Source organism: Streptomyces roseus (assembly GCF_001044425.1).
Classification (GTDB): Bacteria; Actinomycetota; Actinomycetes; order Streptomycetales; family Streptomycetaceae; genus Streptomyces; species Streptomyces roseus.
On record NZ_LFML01000111.1, the window covers coordinates 1 to 20,425 of the forward strand.

Consider the following 20,425-nt stretch of genomic DNA (forward strand, 5'->3'; position numbering starts at 1 on the left):
TGCCTGGCCGGACGGGGTGCCCGACAGCCCGGGCCGGGGTTCGTTCCGGTGCTGTTGCAGAGCTGATGCCTGCGCGTCGGCTTTAAGGTAGGCGCATGACAGAGATACCGGACGGGATGGCCGGCGAACCCCAGGGCAAGCCGATCTCGGCCTCGCGGACCACGCTCAGCCACATCATGACGGCCAACGACACCAACCTCCTCGGCACGGTGCACGGCGGCGTGATCATGAAACTGGTCGACGACGCGGCCGGCGCCGTCGCCGGGCGCCACTCGGGCGGCCCCGCCGTGACCGCGTCCATGGACGAGATGGCCTTCCTCGCCCCCGTCCGCGTGGGCGACCTCGTCCACGTGAAGGCGCAGGTCAACTGGACCGGCCGTTCCTCCATGGAGATCGGCGTACGGGTCCTGGCCGAGCGGTGGAACGAGTCCACCCCCGCCACCCAGGTCGGCAGCGCCTACCTCGTCTTCACCGCCGTCGACGCCGACGGCAAGCCCCGCACGGTCCCGCCGGTGCTCCCCGAGACCGACCAGGACCGGCGCCGCAACCAGGAGGCCCAGATCCGCCGCACGCACCGGCTCGCCCGGCGCCGCGCGATCATGGCACTGCGCGAGGAGCGCGCCGCCCAGGGCTTCGACGACCACTGATCGGAGGCCGGGCCCGCGGCCAGAGGACCCGTACCAGGCCACCGGGGGCTACTTCCCGCAGATCACCTGGTCGCCCGTGACCGCCGCGTACTCCCCCTGGTACGGCTCCTCGGGCCGCACCGGCACCACCTTCCGGTAGTCCGCGCCGGCGATGACCAGCACCGTCCGGCCCTGGCCCGGCACCGCCCGCAGCTCGCTGCCGGGCAGCGCGGTCGACACCGTACGGGCCGAGCGGTCCCAGCGCGGGTCGTAGACGATCACGGTGCGCTTGACGTCGCGGCTCGCGCCGGTGCCCGGGGTCCGGGTGGTGTCGAAGCCGGTGGCGCGCAGCGCCGCGTCCACGCGGCCGCCGAGCCCGTCGATCCGGGTGCCGTTCTCCACCCGTACCCGGATCTGCCCCGGCGGTACGTCCACCGGGATCGCGGGCTGCTGCTGCGGGGTGCCGGCGGGCGGGCGTCCGGGTGCGGCGGGGGTCAGCAGGGGCCGGTCCAGGCGCAGCGCCTCGAACAGCTTCGCGGCCTTCGGCTCGTCCCACTTCACCGTCGAGCCGATGCCCTTGACGGGGTACGAGGGGTTCCCGATCGGGACCGAGGCGAACTCCGAGGAGGCGGGGGTGAAATCGCGCAGGGCCTGGCCCAGGGCCAGCATCTGCTCCGAGCCGAAGCCGCGGTCGGCCCGGACCGAACCCAGAAGGGTGGAGCTGACCTCCTTGAACTTGACCGGGTTCAGCAGGATCCCGCCGCCTGCGGCCTGCTTGATCAGGGCCGCCACGAACTTCTGCTGGCGCTGCATCCGGCCGAGATCGGCGGCTCCGTCCACATGGCGCGAGCGCACGTACTGCAGGGCCTGTCCGCCGCTGAGCCGGTGGCTGCCCGGCGTCAGGTCGAGGCCGGTGTTCTGGTCGTGCAGGGCCTTGGCGGTGCAGATCTCCACGCCGCCCATCGCGTCGACCGTCTTCATGAAGCTGGTGAAGTCGACCTCCAGGTAGTGGTCGATCTTCACGTGGGTCATGTTCTCGACGGTCCGCACGGTCAGCTGCGGCCCGCCCTCCGCGTACGCGGCGTTCAGCTTCACCGGGTGCGGCCCGTGCTGCTTCCCGCTGGACTCGTCGAGGTGCGCGGGCAGCTCCGCGTAGCTGTCGCGGGGCAGGCTGACCACGCTGGCCCGCTCCCGGTCGGCGGAGAGGTGCACCAGCATGACGGTGTCGGTGCAGTGGCAAGGGGCGCCGCCGAGGCGGTACTCGCGCTTGTCCGCCGGGGTGATCTTGTCCCGTCCGTCGGTGCCGACCAGCAGGAAGTTCAGACCGTGGCCGGCCTGCGGCCGGTTCTTCATGTCCTTGAACGGGTCCACCCGCTCGATCCCGGTGTCCAGGCCGGTCATCACCGCGTGCCCGATCGCCCCGGAGCCCAGCACCGCCACCGCCAGCCCGGCCGCCAGCCGGACCCCCCACCGGGGGCGGGCGTTCCCCCGGCGCCGCTTCGGAGCACCTCCGCGCCGTGCGCGCTGCGGCTGCGGGGGCCGGGCGGGTCGGGTGGGGCGGTGCGGCTGGGGCACGGGGGACACCTCCGCGGGGGCAGCAGGACCTACGGGGCCGAACCAGATATATCGGAGCCGGCCCCATCGGACCGGACACATCGGTCAGATCGTCAGAACAGTAGGCCCATACGATCAGCCTCTGTCCCTACCGATCATGCGGCGCGCACCCGTTTCCCCCGTACGCGGTAACGTGACACCGATACCCGACCTTGAAGGACCACATGCCCGCCCAGCAGCCCGCAGTCTCGGTGATCATGCCGGTGCTCAACGAGGAGCGCCATCTGCGTGACTCCGTCCGCCACATCCTCGGACAGGAGTACTCCGGTGAAATGGAGGTGGTGATCGCGCTCGGGCCGTCCACGGACCGCACCGACGAGATCGCCGCCGAGCTCGTACGCGAGACGGCATCCGGTGAACGAGCCCGCGTCGTCACCGTTCCGAACCCCTCCGGCCGCACTCCGGCCGCCCTCAACGCCGCCATCAAGGCCTCGCGCCACCCGATCGTGGTACGCGTCGACGGCCACGGCATGCTGTCGCCGAACTACATCGCCACCGCGGTCCGCCTCCTGGAGGAGACCGGCGCGCAGAACGTCGGCGGCATCATGCACGCCGAGGGCGAGAACGCCTGGGAGGACGCGGTCGCCGCCGCGATGACCTCCCGGATCGGCGTCGGCAACGCGGCCTTCCACACCGGGGGCAAGGCCGGCCCGGCCGACACCGTCTACCTGGGGGTCTTCCGCCGCGAGGCGCTGGATCTGGCGGGCGGCTACAACGAGGAGTTCATCCGCGCCCAGGACTGGGAGCTGAACTTCCGCATCCGCGAGGCCGGCGGCCTGATCTGGTTCTCGCCCGAGCTGAAGGTCCAGTACCGCCCGCGGCCCTCCGTGCGGGCGCTCGCCAAGCAGTACAAGGACTACGGCCGCTGGCGCCACGTCGTGGCCCGCTACCACTCGGGCTCGATCAACCTGCGCTACCTCGCCTCGCCGACCGCGCTGTGCGCGATCGCCGCCGGTGTCGTGGTCGGCGCGGCCGTCAGCCCGTGGGGCTTCGTGGTCCCGGCCGGCTACCTCGCCGCGATCACCGTGGGCTCGATCCCGGCCGGCAAGGGGCTCTCGCTCGCGGCCCGGGCGCAGATCCCGGTGGCCATGGCCACCATGCACATGTCCTGGGGCTTCGGCTTCCTGACCAGCCCGCGCGCGCTCGCGGCCAAGGTCATCGCCAGCCGCCGCCCGGCGGTGCGCCGGGACCTGGCCGGCGGGGTCTGAGCAGGCCGGGCACGCACGTACGGAAGAAGGGGCCCGGTGGCGCTGTCGCCGCCGGGCCCCTTCGTGCGTACGGGTCCTACCAGGTGAAGCCCGGCTGGACCGCCATGCACTCCTTGTCGTCGTCGCCGTTGAGCGGACGGGCGGAGTCCGGCGCCTTGGTCGGGGCGGGCGGCGGCAGGGCGGGCGCGCTGCCGCTGCGCCAGTCCTTGCCGACGAACAGCACGATCCCGGTGACGTCGTCGGACTTCTCCACGGCGGTGGCCGGCAGGCCGAGCGCGGTGGCCACGGCCGCCGCGTCAGAGGCCTGGCCGGGGCCGGAGAAGCGGACCACGGTGGCGTCCTCGGCCCCGGTCTGCTGGGCGGACTGGGCCTTGGCGAAGCCCTTCCCGACGAGGATCGCGGCGACCTCGTCGGCCCGGCCCTTGACCCGGGCCTGCGCCCCGTCCTTGCCGCCGGTCGCGTTGCGCACGCTGACCGCGATCTTCGCCGGGGGCGTGGCCGGTTCGGCGGCGGGCTGGGAGGGCGCCGTGGCGGGAGCGGTAGGGGAGGGGGCGCCCGGCGAGGGCGCGGTGGTGCCCGGGTTCCCGGAGCCCTTGCCGTCGAGCGCGATGTCCTCGCGGACCATCCGGAACAGGCCCTCGGCCTCGACCGGCTTCGGCTCGACCCGGCCCTCCTCGCGGGTGCTGTACACCCACGGCATGGTGGTCATGGTGATCCGCCCGGTGGGGACCTTCTTGAGCTCCATGCTGAGGTCGTACAGCTTGTCGATCTTGTCGAGGCCGGGGTCGACGACCATGGCCTTGATGGCCGCCTGCGCCAGGCTGTTGAGCTTCACCGGGTTGCTGAGCTTGGCGTTCTTGCGGAACTCGCGCGCCATCGAGTTCATGTACATGTGCTGGGCGTGGGTGCGGCCGAGGTCGGTGCCGTCCTCGAACCCGTAGCGGGTGCGCAGCCACTGCAGGGCCTGCTCGCCCTGGATGGTGCTCGTACCGGCGGGCAGCTTGAGGCCGGAGCCCTTGCCGTCGCGGGTGCGCGACTCCACGTTCTGCTGGACGCAGACCGGGACGCCGCCGATGGCGTCCGCCATCGTCACCACGCCCTTGAAGTCGATCATCATGAAGTGGTCGATCGGGATGTGCGTGAGCTCGGTCCAGGCGGCGACCGTGCAGCCCGGGCCACCCCGGCCGAGGGACTCGTTGGTCTGCACGAGGCCCTTGCTGGCCTGGTGGACCTTGCCGCCCGGCTCGGTGCACTTCGGCATCATCAGCATCGTGTCGCGGGGCATGGACACGACCGACATGTTGCTGCGGTCCGCCGACAGGTGCAGCAGCATCTGCACGTCCGCGAGGGGCGGTCCGCCGAAGGTGTCCCTGGCACCGCCGAGGGCCTGGTTGGCGGCGTCGTCACGGGCGTCGGAGCCGATGAGGAGGATGTTCAGGGGGGTCTGGCCGAAGGCGTTGGGCTTGGAGCCGCCCAGCTTGTTCTCGCCGAGGTTCAGGACGTCCGTCTTGATGCTGCCGTTGAGGTGGCGGTAGTAGAGGTAGCCGCCCGCCGCCGTCGCGAGTATGAGGAACGACAGGACGGAGGAGACCCAGCGCAGCGCCCGCCGCCGGCCGCGCCGCTTGGGGGTGCCGCCGCCGGACCCGTCTCCGGGTGGGGGGACGGCGCCGGACGCGCCGGATCCGCCGCCGGATATCTCACCGGGCTGGGCGGGCGCCCCCTCCCCTCGCACGCTGCTGTGCCTCACACGTCCCCCTCAAGATTCACTTCGTGTCATGGTGTGCCGGTCGCACCGGCACGGGCCGGCTCGTACGCCTTGCTCGGTCGTGCTCGGCCGGCCGGCCCGGCCTTCCCCAGTCGGCGTGCTTCGCGAGTCGGCCTGCTTCGCGAGCCGGCCTACTTCGCGCAGATCGCCTTGTCCGCTTCGACCCGCTGGATGTCCTCCGGCGCCTTCTGCGGCGCCGTCATCGATACCCCCGCCCCCTTGAAGTCGGCGCCGAGCGTCAGCTTCATCGGGGTCTTGGACGCGGCGTCCGCCGAGCCCATCTTCAGTGCCGTGGCCGGCAGCCCCATCAGGTCGGCCAGCGCCCGGGCCTGGTCGGCCTGGTTGGGCGCGTACTCCAGCTGCGTCGCGTCGAGCTTGGCGGGCGCGTTGCCGCGGTTGCTGGACTTGTTCACGCCCTTGCTGTTCTGCAGCCAGGTCACGGTGGTCGAGGCCGCGCCGCCCGGGCCGCCGCCGTTGTAGACGTCCACCCGTACGTCGCCGGCGGGCGCGCGGTTGCCCTGGAGCAGGGCGTCCGCCTTGCTCTTGGCCTCCGCGTCGGCCGCGTCCTTCGCCGCCTGCTCCTTCTTCTCGACCTCCGTCAGCGAGACGTCGGCCTGGATCATCTTCAGCAGGGGGTCGGCCACGCGCTGGTCGACGACGACGGTCGCCTTCTTGCCCTCGGGCTCGGCCGGGTTGTCGAGCACCGGGAGCGTGGTGAAGGTGATGTTCTTCAGGTCGATGTCCTTCAACTCACCGGCGAGGTTGGTGAGTTTGTCGATCGACCCTATGCCCGAGTCGACGGTCAGCGACTTGGTGGCCGCCTCCGCGAGGGAGAAGAACTTCTTCGGACTGGTCAGCGTCTCCTTCGACTTCATCTCGCGCATCATCGAGCCCAGGAACTGCTGCTGGGTCTTGATCCGGTCGAGGTCGCCGTGGTTGCCGAACGAGTGCCGGGTCCGTACGAAGGCCAGGGCCTGCTCACCCTGCAGCCGGTGCTCGCCGGCGTCCAGCTTCAGCTTGGAGTCCTTGTCGTCCACGGGCTTCGCGAGGCAGACCGGAACACCGCCGACCGCCGTGCTCAGCACCTTCACCGCGTTGAAGTCGACCATCATGAAGTTGTCGACGGTGACCCCGGTGAGCTCCTTGACCGTACGCATGGTGCAGCCCGGGTCGCGGCCCTCCTGGCCGAGGCTGACGTTGAACCGCGTCGTCTTCTGGCCGGGGATGGTCTTCGTCGACCCGTCGGGCTGCTTCGTCGGGCAGGCCGGGATGTTCGTGATCAGGTCGCGCGGGATGGACAGCGCGGTGGCGTTGCTGCGGTCCTTGGAGACGTGGAAGAGGATCGTGGTGTCGGCGTGGCCGACGCTGTCCGCGTCCCCGTAGCCCTCGTTGCCCTCGCCGCTGCGCTTGTCGGTGCCGATGACCAGGATGTTGATGGGCTGGTCCTTTTTGAAACCGCCCGTGCCCGCGTCGCCGACGTCGGTGACGTTGAGGTTGCCGTTCAGGTGGTCGTAGTAGAGGTACGCGCCCACCGAACCGGCGACCAGCAGGAAGGCCAGGGTGCCACCGGTGACGACCAGGATCCTCTTGCGCCGGCCGCCGCCACCGCCGCCCTTGCGCGGCCGGCCGCCGCGCCTTCCGGGCGGGCCCTCGCCGCGCCGCGGCGCGGGCACTGCCGGAGAGGGGGCCTTGGGGGCCTTGGGGGCGCCGGGCGCGGCAGTACGCGTCGAGGACGGTCTGCGGGGGGCGGCGACGGAGGGCTGCTGCTGCGCAGCGGAACGGTCCAGTCGCAGTTCGTAGTTGCCAGTGCGGGGGTTGAGCACCCACTGGTCTGCGGGGTCGATTTCTTCCGCCCGCCCACGGCTTTGCGCATCCACGGTTGCTCGAATCCTCCGTCGGTGCCTCGCGACACGTCTCCCCCAAGACGCTCGGTCAACGATCCGGCTGCTGGTGCACGGCCTCTTGGTCTGGTCGGGGCACCGGATCGCTCACCTTATCCGCCCCAGTTGACCGCAAACCATGGTGGTGACAAATTCCACTCCCCTTATAACGGCCCAAACCACCCAAGGCATTCGGTTCGGGCACCGCCTTTTGGGATTGCTTTACCGGCAATCGGCCGTGCCCGCCGTGGTTCCCGTGAAGGTGGGGACGGGCGCGGGGGTGGTTCCGGTTCCCTTCGAGGGCTCCGGGGACACGCCGTCGGCGGCGCGGGGGTTCTGCGAGGCGCGCCCGGTTTCGGCCGCCGTAGGGGCCGTCGTGGGCGTCGTGGGGGCCGTCGGAGGGGCCGTGGGGCTCGGCGGGGCCACGGTGAGCGGCTTGTCCGCCCGCAGGCGCTCGAAGAGTTGGGCCGCCTCCGGCTGCACCAGCTCGTCCCGGTTCGGGTCGGCGGCGTACGGGCGCCGCGGTACGGTCAGGAACTTGACCTGCTCGGCCGGTATGTCCCGCACGCCGCGTACCAGTTCGTACAGGCCGCGCAGCGAGGCCAGCCCGGGGTCGGTGGTGACCGAGGAGGTCGCCGCGTCCAGCAGCGGGTACAGCCGCCCCGGGTTCAGCAGCACCCCGGTGCTCTGCACCTTCTTGACCAGCGAGCCGAGGAACTGCTGCTGGCGCTCCATCCGTTCGGTGTCGCTGCCGTTGCCGAGGCTGTACCGCGCGCGGACGAAGCCGAGGGCCTGCTCGCCGTGCAGGGTCTGCCGGCCGGCCGGGAGCTTCAGCTTCGCCTCGGAGTCCTTCATCGGCTGGTCGAGACAGATCTCCACCCCGCCGACCGCGTCGACCATCCTCTTGAACCCGCCGAAATCCACCACCATGTGGTGATCAATCCTGATTCCGGTGAGTTTCTCCGCCGTACGGATGGTGCAGGCGGCCCCGCCCCACTCGTACGCCCAGTTGAACTGGGCGAACCGTTCGGCGCCGCGGCTGCCGTCCGCCGTCAGACAGGCGGGGATCTGCGTCATCAGGTCCCGGGGTATCGAGACCGCCGTCGCGCTCCTGCGGTCCGCCGACAGGTGCAGCAGGATCGCGGTGTCCGAGCGCTCGGTGCCGCGGTCCCGGCCGTAGCCGGCGTTCTCCTTGCCGGAGCGCGAGTCGGAGCCGATGACCAGGATGTTCTGCGAACCGCCCACGCTGTGGGTGGGGCGCTCGCGCTCGTAGCGCTCCAGCTCGGCCGCCGCGGAGGTGTCCTCGGTGATGTTCCCGTCGAGCTTGCGGTAGATCCACCAGCCGACCGCCGCCCCGCACAGGACGAGCAGGGCCAGCCCGAGGGCGATCCAGCGCAGCAGGCGGCGCCGGCGGCCGCGCGGAGGCTTCGAGGAGCCTCCGGCCGCATCGGTGCCGCCCGGTATGCCTGCGCTGTCCGCCACTGGCGCTCCGTCCCATGACCTCACGCGTACGAGCCGTCCGACCGAAACGACGGCCTCAGCCGATCGTGCCCCGCCCCCACTCGGACGGCCCGGGGACAGCGCCCTGTCTAGACCCATGCGGGTGACAGATGGCTCCCGCTGCCCGCCCACCGCACGCCAACGGCCCCCGGCGGACGCCGGGGGCCGTTGGCGGAGGTCCGAAACCGCGGACCTGCGGTGCAGCGGAGGGGGTTACGGCAGGTTGCGGGCCATCACGATGCGCTGGACCTGGTTCGTGCCCTCGTAGATCTGGGTGATCTTCGCGTCGCGCATCATGCGCTCCACCGGGTAGTCACGGGTGTAGCCGTAGCCGCCGAGGAGCTGGACGGCGTCCGTGGTGACCTCCATGGCGATGTCGGAGGCGAAGCACTTGGCCGCCGCGCCGAGGTACGTCAGGTCGGCGTCACCGCGCTCGGAGGCGGCTGCGGCCTGGTAGGTCAGGGCGCGGGCGGCCGAGACCTTCATGGCCATGTCCGCGAGCATGAACTGCACGCCCTGGAAGTCGCCGATCGGCTTGCCGAACTGCTTGCGCTCCTGGACGTAGCCCTTGGCGTAGTCCAGGGCGCCCTGGGCGATGCCGAGCGCCTGGGCCGCGATGGTGATGCGGGTGTGGTCCAGGGTCTTCATCGCGGTGGCGAAGCCGGTGCCCTCGGCGCCGATCATGCGGTCGGCGGGGATCCGCACGTTGTCGAGGTAGACCTCGCGGGTCGGGGAGCCCTTGATGCCGAGCTTCTTCTCCGGGGCCCCGAAGGAGACGCCCTCGTCGGACTTCTCGACGACGAACGCGCTGATGCCCTTGGAGCGCTTCTCCGGGTCGGTGACGGCCATCACCGTGTAGTACTCGGAGACGCCCGCGTTGGTGATCCAGCGCTTGACGCCGTTGAGCACCCAGAAGTCCCCGTCGCGCACGGCGCGGGTCTTCATGCCGGCCGCGTCGGAGCCCGCGTCGGGCTCGGAGAGGCAGTACGAGAACATGCCGTCGCCCTTGGCCAGCGGGCCGAGGTACTTCTTCTTCAGGTCCTCGGAGCCGGAGAGGATCACGGGGAGCGAGCCGAGCTTGTTCACGGCCGGGATCAGGGAGGAGGACGCGCAGACGCGGGCCACTTCCTCGATCACGATCACGGTGGCCAGCGCGTCCGCGCCCGCGCCGCCGTAGCTCTCGGGGACGTGGACGGCGTGCAGGTCGTTGGCGACCAGCGCGTCGTGCGCCTCCTGCGGGAAGCGGGCCTCCTCGTCGACCGCGGCGGCGAACGGCAGGATCTTCGCCTCGGCGAGCGAGCGGACGGACTCGCGGAGCATGTCGTGCTCCTCGGCCGGGCGGTACAGGTCGAAGTCGGCAGAACCCGCCAAGACTCTCACTCCCCAAGTGTGATGCGTGATGCTAACTACCGTTAAGTAACCCAAATCTTAGTGTCCGGCGTCCCGCCAGCGATATGTACGCAGTACGTGAGCTGCGTGACAGCCGGGTCTCCTGGGGAACGTCCCCCCTGAGCGGCCCGACTATGCTCAGTGGCCGCAAACGGCCCCGCACCTCTGGAGCACCCATGGCCCCCCTCAGGATCACTGTGATCGGCACCGGCTACCTCGGCGCCACCCACGCCGCGGCGATGGCGGAGCTGGGCTTCGAGGTGCTCGGGCTGGACGTGGTCCCCGAGAAGATCGAGATGCTGTCCGCGGGCCGGGTGCCGATGTACGAGCCCGGTCTGGAGGAGCTCCTCGCCGCGCACGTGGAGGGCCTGCCGGGCTCTACCGGGCGGCTGCGCTTCACGCAGTCCTGGGAGGAGGTCGGCGCCTTCGGCGACGTCCACTTCGTCTGCGTGAACACCCCTCAGAAGCACGGCGAGTACGCGTGCGACATGAGTTACGTCGACTCCGCGGTCGAATCCCTCGCCCCGCACCTGACCCGCCCGGTCCTGGTCGTCGGCAAGTCCACCGTGCCGGTGGGCTCGGCGGAGCGCCTCGCCGCGAAGCTGGCCGCGCTGGCCCCGGCGGGCGAAGAGGTCGAGCTGGCCTGGAACCCGGAGTTCCTGCGCGAGGGCTTCGCCGTCCAGGACACCCTGCACCCCGACCGGATCGTGATCGGCGTCCAGGGCGAGCGCGGCGAGAAGGTGCTGCGCGAGGTGTACGGGACGCCGATGGCCGAGGGCAGCCCGCTGGTGGTGACCGACTTCCCGACCGCCGAGCTCGTCAAGACCGCCGCCAACTCCTTCCTCGCCACCAAGATCTCCTTCATCAACGCGATGGCGGAGGTCTGCGAAGCGGCCGGCGGCGACGTGGTCAAGCTGGCGGAGGCCATCGGGCACGACGACCGCATCGGCAGGAAGTTCCTGCGCGCCGGCATCGGCTTCGGCGGCGGCTGCCTGCCCAAGGACATCCGGGCCTTCATGGCGCGCGCCGGAGAGCTCGGCGCGGACCAGGCGCTGACCTTCCTGCGCGAGGTCGACTCGATCAACATGCGCCGCCGCGGCCACATGGTCGAGCTGGCCCGCGAGGCCGTGGGCGGATCCTTCCTCGGCAAGCGGGTCGCGGTCCTCGGTGCGACCTTCAAGCCGGACTCCGACGACGTGCGCGACTCCCCCGCGCTGAACGTGGCCGGGCAGATCCACCTCCAGGGCGGCCAGGTCACCGTCTACGACCCGAAGGGCATGGACAACGCCCGCCGCGTCTTCCCGACCCTCGGGTACGCGGACTCGGCGCTGGAGGCGGCCCGCGGCGCGGAGGTCGTCCTGCACCTCACCGAGTGGCGCGAGTTCCGCGACCTCGACCCGGTGGCGCTGGGCGCGGTCGTCACCGACCGCCTGATCCTCGACGGCCGCAACGCCCTGGACACCGACCGCTGGCGCGCGGCCGGCTGGACGTACCGCGCGATGGGCCGCCCGCGCGCGTGACGTCCACCGGCCGGCCTAAGCCGGTCTGCGGTGCTGGGCGGCGCGGGCCGTGAACTCCGCGTCGCGCAGCACCCGCTGGGCGTTGCCCCAGGTCAGCAGGGCCAGATCGGTCTCCGACCAGCCCCGCTCCAGGAGCTCCGCGACCAACCGCGGATAGCCCGAGGGGTCGGTCAGACCGGCGGGCCGGGGGACGCCCGGCTCGGTGCCGAAGGTGGCGCCGAGGCCGACGCAGTCCGGTCCGGCCACGGCCCGTACGTGCTCCACGTGGTCGGCGACCGCGTGGAGGGAGTCGCCGGTCTGGGCCGCGTCGAAGGTGACCATCGCCAGCCCCTGCGCGGCCCGCAGGGCCAGCAGCACCTCGTCGGTCACGTTCCCGGGATGCGGCTTCAGCGCCGCCGCCGCGGTGTGCGAGACGATCACCGAGGCCTTGGAGGCCCCCGCGAGCTGGCAGGCCACCTCCGGGCTGCAGCCGGTCAGGTCCACCAGCATCCCCAGCCGGTTCATCTCCTTGACCACCTCGTGGCCGAAGGGGGTCAGCTCGTCCCGGGCCCAGGGCGCGCCCGCGGGCGCGAGGATCCGTACGCCCAGCGCGTGGAAGGCGCGCAGCGCGCCCAGGGAGCCGGTCAGCGTACGGCCGGGCACGGGACCCAGGAACGAGGCGATCCGGCCCCGGTTGCGGGCGTCGGCCATGTCGTCCGCGGTCAGCGCGAGGCACAGGCCGTCCGGGTAGCGGCGCATCAGGGCCAGCGCCATGTCGATCTGGTCGAGGGTGTCGGACAGCACCTGGTCGGCGGTCCCGTCCTCGTGCGGCAGCAGCGACCAGAACTGGGCGCCGACCCCTCCGGCGCGCAGCCGCGGGATGTCGGTGTCCACACCGCTGTCGGGGGTGTCGATGTCGTGGTACGGGCTCTGGCGCAGCGTCCAGACGAGGGTGTTGTGCCCGTCCGTGACGGGGTGTTCGGACAGCAGCGCGACGGCCCGTTCCAGGGCGCTGCCCGTCACCGGGGCGGCCGGGTCCCCGGCTCCCGTCGATCCTGGGCCCGCGGGGACCGTGTCGGCGGTGTACGCGGAGTGCGCCGCGTAATCGGTGTGCGGTTCATCCTGCAGGTCGGCCATGGCGTTCGGCTCCGGTCTCGGCGGCAGCAGGGAGAGAGATGCTGCCACGGTGACACGCGGGGCGGCCGGGCCGCCCGGCGGATGTGGCGTTCGGGTGTCCCGCGCGGGTCACACCCCCTCGCCGCAGCCGCCGGGAGGACCGGCGCCGGGGAGCGGCGGCGGCTACAGCACCGCGTTGGAGGGGCCGCGGGACGCCGAGAGCCCGCGCGCCACCGCCTCCGCGTCGCGCAGCGCGCGTACGGCGTTGGACCAGGTCAGCTTGGCCAGGTCGGCCCGGGACCAGCCGCGCGTGAGCAGCTCCGCGATCAGGTTCGGGTAGCCGGCCACGTCGTCCAGCCCGGCCGGGGTGAAGGCCGTGCCGTCGTAGTCCCCGCCGATGCCGATGTGGTCGACTCCGGCCACCTCGCGCATGTGGTCCAGGTGGTCGGCGACGGTGGCGGCGGTGGCCACCGGGCGCGGCCGCCGCTCCTCGAAGGCGCGGTGCAGGGCCATCGCCTCGGGCGAGGTGTCCAGGTGGTGGAAGCCGTGCGCGCGCAGGTTCTCGTCCGCGGCCAGGGTCCACTCGACGGCCGCCGGGAGGATGAACTTGGGTACGAAGGTGGCCATCGCGACGCCGCCGTTGGCCGGCAGCCGCTCCAGCACGTCGTCCGGGATGTTGCGCGGGTGGTCGCACATGGCCAGCGCGGACGAGTGGGAGAAGATCACCGGCGCGGCCGAGACGTCGAGCGCGTCGCGCATCGTCGTCGCGGCGACGTGCGAGAGGTCGACGAGCATGCCGATGCGGTTCATCTCGCGGACGACCTCGCGGCCGAAGTCGCTCAGGCCTCCGTGGCGCGGCTCGTCGGTCGCCGAGTCGGCCCAGTCGATCGTGTCGTTGTGCGTGAGCGTCATGTACCGCACGCCCAGCCGGTGCAGGGCGCGCAGCGTGGCCAGCGAGTTGTTGATGGAGTGGCCGCCCTCGGCGCCCATCAGCGAGGCGATCTTGCCGTCGGCGCGGGCCGCCTCCATGTCGTCGGCCGTCAGCGCCCGTACGAGGTCCGCCGGGTAACGGTCGATCAGCTGGGCGACGGCGTCGATCTGCTCCAGGGTGGCGCTGACGGCGGTGTCGCCCGCGTAGTCGGAGCGCACGTACACCGACCAGAACTGCGCGCCGACGCCGCCGGCGCGCAGCCGGGGGATGTCGGTGTGCAGCCGGCCGCTCTGGTCGTCGGCGATGTCGCGCCGGGCCAGGTCGTAGCGGACCTGCTCGCGCAGCGCCCACGGCAGGTCGTTGTGCCCGTCGACGACCGGGTGCTCGGCGAGCAGCTCCCGCGCCTCGCTCAGGCGCTGCGCGGCGCTCACTTGCCGAATCCGAAGGAGTCGGCGCCCGCGACCTTCGTCCGCAGGCGCTTGCCCTTCTCGGTGGCCTGGTCGTTCAGCTCCTGCTGGAACTCCTTCATGCGGGTGAGCAGCTCCGGGTCGTGGGCGGCCAGCATCCGCACGGCCAGCAGCCCGGCGTTGCGCGCGCCGGCGACGGAGACGGTGGCGACGGGAACCCCGGCGGGCATCTGGACGATCGAGAGCAGGGAGTCCATGCCGTCGAGGTACTTCAGCGGCACGGGTACGCCGATGACCGGCAGCGGGGTGACGGAGGCGAGCATGCCGGGCAGGTGGGCGGCGCCGCCGGCCCCGGCGATGATCGCCTTGAGGCCGCGCCCGGCGGCCTGCTCCCCGTACGCGACCATCTCGCGCGGCATCCGGTGGGCCGAGACCACGTCGACCTCGTAGGGGATCTCGAACTCGTCGAGGGCCTGGGCGGCGGCCTCCATGACGGGCCAGTCGGAGTCCGAGCCCATGACGATGCCGATGACGGGCCCTGCGCTGGAGCTGCTCATGCGGTGATCGTTCCCCTGAGGTAGCCGGCTGCGTGGCGTGCGCGTTCCAGCACATCGTCCAGGTCGTCGCCGTAGGTGTTGACGTGGCCGACCTTGCGGCCGTGCTTCACGTCCTTGCCGTACATGTGGATCTTGAGCTGCGGGTCGTGGGCCATGCAGTGCAGGTACGCCGCGTACATGTCGGGGTAGTCCCCGCCGAGCACGTTCGCCATGACCGTCCAGCGGGCCCGCGGGCGGGGGTCGCCCAGGGGGAGGTCCAGGACCGCCCGTACGTGGTTGGCGAACTGGGAGGTGATCGCGCCGTCCTGGGTCCAGTGGCCGCTGTTGTGCGGGCGCATCGCCAGCTCGTTGACGAGGATCCGGCCGTCGGCGGTCTCGAACAGCTCCACGGCCAGGTGGCCGGTCACGCCGAGCTCCTTGGCGATGTGGAGGGCGAGTGCCTGGGCCTCGCCCGCGAGGGCCTCGGAGAGGCCGGGCGCGGGGGCGATCACCGTGTCGCACACGCCGTCGACCTGGACGGACTCGACCACCGGGTAGGCCACGGCCTGGCCGTGCGGGGAGCGGACGATGTTGGCCGCGAGCTCGCGGACGAAGTCGACCTTCTCCTCCGCGAGGACCGGCACGCCCGCCTTGAAGGGGGCCTCGGCGTCCTCGGGGGTCCGGACGAACCACACGCCCTTGCCGTCGTAGCCGCCGCGCACGGTCTTGAGGATGACCGGGAAGCCGCCCACCTCGGCCGCGAAGGCCACCGCGTCCGCGGGATCGCTCACGATCCGGTGCCGGGGGCTCGGAGCGCCGATCTCGTCGAGCCTCGCGCGCATCACCCCCTTGTCGGCGGCGTGCATCAGCGCGTCGGGGCCCGGGCGGACGGGGATGCCGTCCGCTTCCAGGACCCGCAGGTGCTCGATGGGCACGTGCTCGTGGTCGAAAGTGATCACGTCGCAGCCGCGCGCGAAGGCGCGCAACGTCTCCAGGTCGCGATAGTCGCCGATGACGACGTCGTTCACGACCTGGGCCGCCGAGTCCTGCGGGGTGTCACTGAGGAGCTTGAATCTGATGCCGAGGGGGATGCCCGCCTCGTGGGTCATGCGGGCGAGCTGACCGCCGCCGACCATGCCGACTACCGGGAACGTCACCACTCCAGGGTATCCGCCGGTATTGCGCCATCCGGACCTGACCCTGGCCCGTTCCAGTCGACGCGCGTAGCATCCGGGCGCCCGTGTGCCGTGTGTCGCACGGTGTGCGAAGGCACAGACGTGCCCCCGGGGCGACACTTAGCATGAGCGGGTCGACCGAAGACGACGGAACGCCCCCACGACGCCCCCGACCGGGGCGGTGACGACAGGACTGATCCATCACATGAGCCAGCCGCAGCAGGGTTCCGCCCTCGAACGCGTCCGCGGCCTCGCCCGCGAGGTCGCGAAGTTCGGGGCCGTCGGCGGCGTCGGTGTGCTCGTCAACCTGGGCGTCTTCAACCTGATCCGGCACACCACCGACCTCCAGGTGGTCCGGGCGAGCGTCATAGCCACCGTCGTGGCCATCATCACCAACTACCTGGGCTTCCGGTACTTCACCTACCGCGACCGCGCCCGCACCGGCGGCTCCCGCGAGCTGCCCCTGTTCGTGGCCTTCAGCGTGATCGGCCTGGTGATCGAGAACGGGGTGCTGTACGCCGCGACCTACGGGTTCGGCTGGGACGGCCCCGTCGCCACGAACGTGTTCAAGTTCATCGGCATCGGCACCGCCACCGTGTTCCGCTTCTGGTCGTACCGGACCTGGGTCTTCAAGGCCCTGCCGGAGCCCCGGCCGGAGAGCGTCGAGGTCGCGGCCGTGGTCTCCTCGCCGCGCGGCGGAGCCGCGGGCAGCACGCGCGCCCCCGAGCCCGCCGCCAAGTAGCGCGGCGCCCCGGGGCTGCCCCGGCGCTCAGCGCACCGTCTGCTCCGGCGCCGGCCGCTCCGGGGCCGTGCGGCTCAGGAACAGCGCGAACACCGGCGGCTGCGTCTGCAGCAGCTCCAGGCGCCCCCCGTCGGCCTCCGCGAGGTCCCGGGCCACCGCTAGCCCGATCCCGGTGGAATTGCGCCCGCTGATCGCCCGCTCGAAGATCCTGTTGCCGAGGTCCGGCGGGACCCCCGGCCCCTCGTCCGTGACCTCCAGCACCGCCTGGTTCCCGATCACGCGGGTACGCAGCGCGACCGTGCCGCCCCCGTGCATCAGCGCGTTCTCCACGAGCGTCGCCAGCACCTGCGAGACCGCGCCCGGGGTGCCGACGGCCCGCATGCCCGTCTTGCCGGAGCGCACGATGGCCCGCCCGGCGCTGCGGTAGGCCGGGCGCCACTCCTCCACCTGCTGCTTGACGACCTCGTCCAGGTCGAAGGGGACGGCGGAGCCCGTCCGCGGGTCCCGCGAGTTCGTCAGCAGCCGCTCGACCACGTCGGTGAGCCGCTCCACCTGGGTCAGGGCGATCGTCGCCTCTTCCCGCACGGTCTCCAGGTCGTCGGTGACCGTGATCTCCTCCAGCCGCATCGACAGGGCCGTGAGCGGGGTGCGCAGCTGGTGCGAGGCGTCCGCGGCCAGCCTCCGCTCGGCGGTCAGCATCCGGCCGATCCGCTCCGCGCTGGAGTCCAGTACGTCCGCCACCCGGTCCAGCTCGGGCACCCCGTACCGCTTGTGCCGGGGCCGCGGGTCGCCCGAGCCCAGCCGCTCGGCGGTCTCGGCGAGGTCGGTGAGGGGCGAGGCCAGCCGGTTGGCCTGCCGTACGGCGAGCAGTACGGCGGCCACGACGGCGAGCAGGGCCACCGCTCCGACCACGGCCAGGGTCCGCCCGACCTCCCGGGTCACCGTGGAACGGGACTCCTCGACCACGACGGTCTCGCCCTGCTCCCCCTTGGCGGTGCCGCGGATGACGCTGTCGGGGATCCGGTCGCCGACCTCCACGGGCGGCTGCCCGGGGACGGTGATCCGGGCGTAGCCGCCCATGTCGAGCTGTTCGGCGAGGGCGTGGGCGTCGATGGGCTTGCGCTCCAGGACGCTCGCTTCGACCATGCCGACCAGGCGCAGCGCCTCGGACTCGATGCGGTCCTGGGCGCTGCTGGTGATCGTGCGGGTCTCCACGATCACCAGGGAGATCCCGAAGACGGCGATGACGACGAGCACCACGGCGAGCGTGGAGTTGATCAGGCGGCGGCGCATGGTCCGGGAGGCCGCTCAGCTCTTCTCGAAGCGGAAGCCGACCCCGCGGACGGTGGCGATGTAGCGCGGGTTGGCGGCGTCGTCGCCGAGCTTCTTGCGCAGCCAGGAGATGTGCATGTCGAGGGTCTTGGTGGAGGACCACCAGGTGGTGTCCCAGACCTCGCGCATCAGCTGGTCGCGGGTGACGACCCGGCCGGCGTCGCGGACCAGGACCCGGAGCAGGTCGAACTCCTTGGCCGTGAGCTGGAGCTCCTCCTCCCCCATCCACGCGCGGTGCGATTCGACGTCGATCCGCACGCCATGGGTGGCGGGGGCCTGGGTGGCGTCGCCCGCGCCGCGCCGCAGCAGGGCCCGGACCCGGGCCAGCAGCTCGGCCAGGCGGAAGGGCTTGGTCACGTAGTCGTCGGCGCCGGCGTCCAGGCCGACGACCGTGTCGACCTCGTCCGCGCGGGCGGTGAGCACGAGGATGGGGAAGCCGTGGCCCTCGGCGCGCAGCCGGCGGGCGACTTCGAGGCCGTCCATGCCCGGCAGGCCCAGATCCAGGACGACGAGGTCGACGCCGCCCTGGAGTCCCGCGTCCAGGGCGGTGGGGCCGTCCTCCCGGACCTCGACCTCGTACCCCTCCCTGCGCAGGGCGCGGGCCAGGGGCTCCGAGATGGAAGCGTCGTCCTCGGCGAGCAGTACACGCGTCATGTGGGTGATGGTAGTGCGCGGCGGGTGCCCGCAGGGGCGTGCCCGAAGACCCCTTTCGATCTGGGCTCATGAACTACTGACGGCCTTCGAATACGATCAAACGGTTCCCCGGAATCCTGTGATCCATATCTCAAGTCCTTCCATATGCCGCAGTGTCCTGTCGTATGGTGGCGAGACGCCTGATGCACTACCCAGGGGATCTTTGTGCCGAAAAGCGAGCCAAAGACCTCAAATTCTGCTCTGGTCGGTTTCAACCGGCCCAGATGACAGTGAATGACCTGTGGGCCGGGCCCCGCGCGCCACATGTGTGCGCCGGGGCGTGGATCCCGGTTACGGATGTCCCCTGCCCCCTTCCTCACGGACGGGGGCAGACCCCTGGGCGTGGGGTGGGACACCCGTCGCCGGTGCCGGCCACCCCCCACCGGGCGCTGTTCCGCTCACGAAGCGAAGCGTCCCGAGCAAGCAAGGATCGACCATGGCTTCCAGCCTGACGAAGGACTCGGCGGACCCGTCTACCGAGAAGACCTTCTTCGGCCACCCCCGTGGCCTGGCCACTCTGTTCATGACCGAGATGTGGGAGCGCTTCTCCTACTACGGCATGCGTGCACTCCTGGTGTACTACCTGGTCTCGGGCGGCGCCGACGCCGCGACGGGCAGCCAGGGTGGCGGTCTGGCCATGACCGCGGCCACCACCACGGCCATCTACTCCGTGTACGTCTCGATGGTCTACCTGATGGCCATGCCGGGCGGCTGGTTCGGTGACCGCGTCTGGGGCGCCCGCAAGACGGTCGCCATCGCAGGCTTCGTGATCATGGCCGGTCACCTCTCGCTCGCCCTCCCGGGCCAGGCGATGTTCTTCGTCGGACTGATCCTCGTCGCGGTGGGCTCCGGTCTGCTGAAGGCCAACATCTCCACGATGGTCGGCCACCTGTACGACGGCCCGGAGGACCCGCGCCGTGACGGTGGCTTCACGCTGTTCTACGTCGGCATCAACCTCGGCGCCTTCGTCGCCCCGCTGGTCGTCGGCACGGTCGGCAAGGAGCACAACTGGCACCTGGGCTTCGCCCTCGCCGCCGTCGGCATGGGCCTGGGTCTGACCCAGTTCCTGCTCGGCACCAAGCACCTGAGCCCGAAGAGCAGCATCGTCCCGAACCCGCTCTCGGCACAGGAGCGCAAGGCCGTCCTGACCAAGGTCGTCCTCGCGGTCGTGGCCATCGCCGTCTTCTACGGCGCCGTCGTCGCCCTCGGCGCCTACACGCTGAACTGGGCCCTGGTCCCGCTGACGCTGGCCGGTCTGTTCATCCCGATCGCCGTCCTGACCCGCATCAAGCGCGACAAGGACCTGTCGGGCGCCGAGCAGTCGAAGATGACCGCGTACATCTGGTTCTTCATCGCGGCCGCCGTCTTCTGGATGATCTACGACCAGGGTGGCTCGACGCTGTCCCTGTTCGCGGACGACAAGACCGCCGACACCGTCTTCGGCCTCGGCTTCTCGGCCACCTGGTACCAGTCGCTGAACCCGCTGTTCGTGATGGCGCTGGCCCCCGTCTTCGCCTGGCTGTGGGTGTGGCTGGCGCGCAAGAACCAGGAGCCGAACACCATCGTGAAGTTCGCGATGGGCCTGGTCCTGATCGGTGCCTCGTTCTTCGTCTTCATCGTCCCGATGGGCATGGCCGGCGACGGCACCAAGGTCTCCCCGATGTGGCTGGTCTCGATCTACATGATCCAGACCATCGGTGAGCTGTGCGTCTCCCCGGTCGGCCTCTCGGTCACCACGAAGATGGCCCCGCAGAAGTACGCCTCCCAGATGATGGGTGTCTGGTTCCTCGCGGTCACCGCCGGCGACTGCATCACCAGCCTCCTGTCCATCGGCGGCGTCGACCTGAACGGCACCTGGGTGATCGCCTTCCAGGCGCTCGCCGCGGCCCTGGCCGGCTTCGCGGTCTACGCGTACCGCAAGAAGGTCCAGGCACTGATGGGCGCCGTGCACTGACGCACCCCCTCCCGCGCGCGCGGCGGCCCGGCACACCTCCTGGTGTGCCGGGCCGCCG

16 protein-coding genes are annotated in these 20,425 nt (G+C 71.4%); 5 read left to right on the forward strand and 11 right to left on the reverse strand.

What is annotated here, in order from left to right; genetic code table 11:
* Nucleotides 1-95 precede the first annotated feature (95 nt).
* Complete coding sequence (locus ACS04_RS25360; protein WP_048479084.1) at nucleotides 96-647, forward strand: acyl-CoA thioesterase; 552 nt, start codon at nucleotides 96-98, stop codon at nucleotides 645-647.
* Nucleotides 648-695: 48 nt separating this feature from the next.
* Here ACS04_RS25360 and ACS04_RS25365 read toward each other — a convergent pair whose 3' ends face one another.
* Nucleotides 696-2,201 (reverse strand): LCP family protein, encoded by a 1,506-nt coding sequence (locus ACS04_RS25365; protein WP_078865314.1) that lies wholly within the window; start codon nucleotides 2,199-2,201, stop codon nucleotides 696-698.
* 203 nt (nucleotides 2,202-2,404) lie between these two features.
* On the opposite strand from ACS04_RS25365, the gene ACS04_RS25370 reads away from it, so the two are divergent.
* Nucleotides 2,405-3,448, forward strand: a complete 1,044-nt coding sequence (locus tag ACS04_RS25370; protein WP_048479085.1) for a glycosyltransferase family 2 protein — start codon at nucleotides 2,405-2,407, stop codon at nucleotides 3,446-3,448.
* Nucleotides 3,449-3,524: 76 nt separating this feature from the next.
* Here the strand turns inward: ACS04_RS25370 and ACS04_RS25375 are convergent, their stop codons facing one another.
* The 4 genes from ACS04_RS25375 to ACS04_RS25390 all read right to left on the reverse strand — a co-directional run bounded on the left by ACS04_RS25375 (nucleotide 3,525) and on the right by ACS04_RS25390 (nucleotide 9,964).
* Entirely contained in the window at nucleotides 3,525-5,195 is a 1,671-nt protein-coding gene (locus ACS04_RS25375) for an LCP family protein (protein ID WP_245236539.1), read from the reverse strand.
* Between the two features lie 149 nt (nucleotides 5,196-5,344).
* Entirely contained in the window at nucleotides 5,345-7,090 is a 1,746-nt protein-coding gene (locus tag ACS04_RS25380) for an LCP family protein (protein ID WP_048479087.1), read from the reverse strand.
* Nucleotides 7,091-7,315: 225 nt separating this feature from the next.
* Nucleotides 7,316-8,575: an LCP family protein gene (locus ACS04_RS25385; RefSeq protein ID WP_245236540.1), complete on the reverse strand. Its 1,260-nt coding sequence runs from the start codon at nucleotides 8,573-8,575 to the stop codon at nucleotides 7,316-7,318.
* A gap of 231 nt (nucleotides 8,576-8,806) precedes the next feature.
* Complete coding sequence (locus ACS04_RS25390) at nucleotides 8,807-9,964, reverse strand: acyl-CoA dehydrogenase family protein (protein WP_048479088.1); 1,158 nt, start codon at nucleotides 9,962-9,964, stop codon at nucleotides 8,807-8,809.
* Between the two features lie 194 nt (nucleotides 9,965-10,158).
* On the opposite strand from ACS04_RS25390, the gene ACS04_RS25395 reads away from it, so the two are divergent.
* On the forward strand, nucleotides 10,159-11,502 hold the full coding sequence (locus ACS04_RS25395) for a UDP-glucose dehydrogenase family protein (protein WP_048479089.1): 1,344 nt from the start codon (nucleotides 10,159-10,161) through the stop codon (nucleotides 11,500-11,502).
* Nucleotides 11,503-11,517: 15 nt separating this feature from the next.
* Here the strand turns inward: ACS04_RS25395 and ACS04_RS25400 are convergent, their stop codons facing one another.
* The 4 genes from ACS04_RS25400 to ACS04_RS25415 form a co-directional block, all read right to left on the reverse strand.
* The gene (locus ACS04_RS25400) at nucleotides 11,518-12,666 is read right to left on the reverse strand and encodes a dipeptidase (RefSeq protein ID WP_245236541.1); all 1,149 of its coding nucleotides are present in this window, start codon (nucleotides 12,664-12,666) and stop codon (nucleotides 11,518-11,520) included.
* 114 nt (nucleotides 12,667-12,780) lie between these two features.
* On the reverse strand, nucleotides 12,781-13,959 hold the full coding sequence (locus tag ACS04_RS25405) for a dipeptidase (RefSeq protein WP_048479091.1): 1,179 nt from the start codon (nucleotides 13,957-13,959) through the stop codon (nucleotides 12,781-12,783).
* Nucleotides 13,956-14,492, reverse strand: a complete 537-nt coding sequence (purE, locus tag ACS04_RS25410) for a 5-(carboxyamino)imidazole ribonucleotide mutase (RefSeq protein ID WP_048479092.1) — start codon at nucleotides 14,490-14,492, stop codon at nucleotides 13,956-13,958. Before purE ends, ACS04_RS25405 begins: the two co-directional genes overlap by 4 nt.
* A complete protein-coding gene (locus ACS04_RS25415; RefSeq protein WP_245236545.1) occupies nucleotides 14,489-15,607 on the reverse strand; it encodes a 5-(carboxyamino)imidazole ribonucleotide synthase in 1,119 nt (372 codons plus the stop codon). Before ACS04_RS25415 ends, purE begins: the two co-directional genes overlap by 4 nt.
* A 244-nt stretch (nucleotides 15,608-15,851) precedes the next feature.
* Between ACS04_RS25415 and ACS04_RS25420 the strand changes: the two genes are divergently transcribed.
* Nucleotides 15,852-16,388 (forward strand): GtrA family protein, encoded by a 537-nt coding sequence (locus ACS04_RS25420; protein WP_048479093.1) that lies wholly within the window; start codon nucleotides 15,852-15,854, stop codon nucleotides 16,386-16,388.
* A 27-nt stretch (nucleotides 16,389-16,415) separates the two neighbouring features.
* Here ACS04_RS25420 and ACS04_RS25425 read toward each other — a convergent pair whose 3' ends face one another.
* Both ACS04_RS25425 and ACS04_RS25430 read right to left on the reverse strand, forming a co-directional pair.
* Complete coding sequence (locus ACS04_RS25425) at nucleotides 16,416-17,681, reverse strand: ATP-binding protein (RefSeq protein ID WP_048479094.1); 1,266 nt, start codon at nucleotides 17,679-17,681, stop codon at nucleotides 16,416-16,418.
* A 15-nt stretch (nucleotides 17,682-17,696) separates the two neighbouring features.
* Nucleotides 17,697-18,374, reverse strand: coding sequence for a response regulator transcription factor (locus tag ACS04_RS25430; protein ID WP_048479095.1), 678 nt, complete (start codon nucleotides 18,372-18,374; stop codon nucleotides 17,697-17,699).
* A gap of 475 nt (nucleotides 18,375-18,849) precedes the next feature.
* Here ACS04_RS25430 and ACS04_RS25435 point away from each other — a divergent pair, with 475 nt between their 5' ends.
* Nucleotides 18,850-20,367: a peptide MFS transporter gene (locus tag ACS04_RS25435; protein ID WP_048479096.1), complete on the forward strand. Its 1,518-nt coding sequence runs from the start codon at nucleotides 18,850-18,852 to the stop codon at nucleotides 20,365-20,367.
* The last annotated feature ends 58 nt before the right edge of the window (nucleotides 20,368-20,425 follow it).

Excerpts from the sequence above, each read along its gene's own strand:
- ACS04_RS25435 (WP_048479096.1), top strand. The coding sequence starts at position 18,850 with ATGGCTTCCAGCCTGACGAAGGACTCGGCGGACCCGTCTACCGAGAAG.
- ACS04_RS25360 (WP_048479084.1), top strand. The coding sequence starts at position 96 with ATGACAGAGATACCGGACGGGATGGCCGGCGAACCCCAGGGCAAGCCG.
- ACS04_RS25395 (WP_048479089.1), top strand. The coding sequence starts at position 10,159 with ATGGCCCCCCTCAGGATCACTGTGATCGGCACCGGCTACCTCGGCGCC.
- ACS04_RS25420 (WP_048479093.1), top strand. The coding sequence starts at position 15,852 with ATGAGCCAGCCGCAGCAGGGTTCCGCCCTCGAACGCGTCCGCGGCCTC.
- ACS04_RS25425 (WP_048479094.1), bottom strand. The coding sequence starts at position 17,681 with ATGCGCCGCCGCCTGATCAACTCCACGCTCGCCGTGGTGCTCGTCGTC.
- purE (WP_048479092.1), bottom strand. The coding sequence starts at position 14,492 with ATGAGCAGCTCCAGCGCAGGGCCCGTCATCGGCATCGTCATGGGCTCG.
- ACS04_RS25415 (WP_245236545.1), bottom strand. The coding sequence starts at position 15,607 with ATGGTCGGCGGCGGTCAGCTCGCCCGCATGACCCACGAGGCGGGCATC.
- ACS04_RS25370 (WP_048479085.1), top strand. The coding sequence starts at position 2,405 with ATGCCCGCCCAGCAGCCCGCAGTCTCGGTGATCATGCCGGTGCTCAAC.
- ACS04_RS25430 (WP_048479095.1), bottom strand. The coding sequence starts at position 18,374 with ATGACGCGTGTACTGCTCGCCGAGGACGACGCTTCCATCTCGGAGCCC.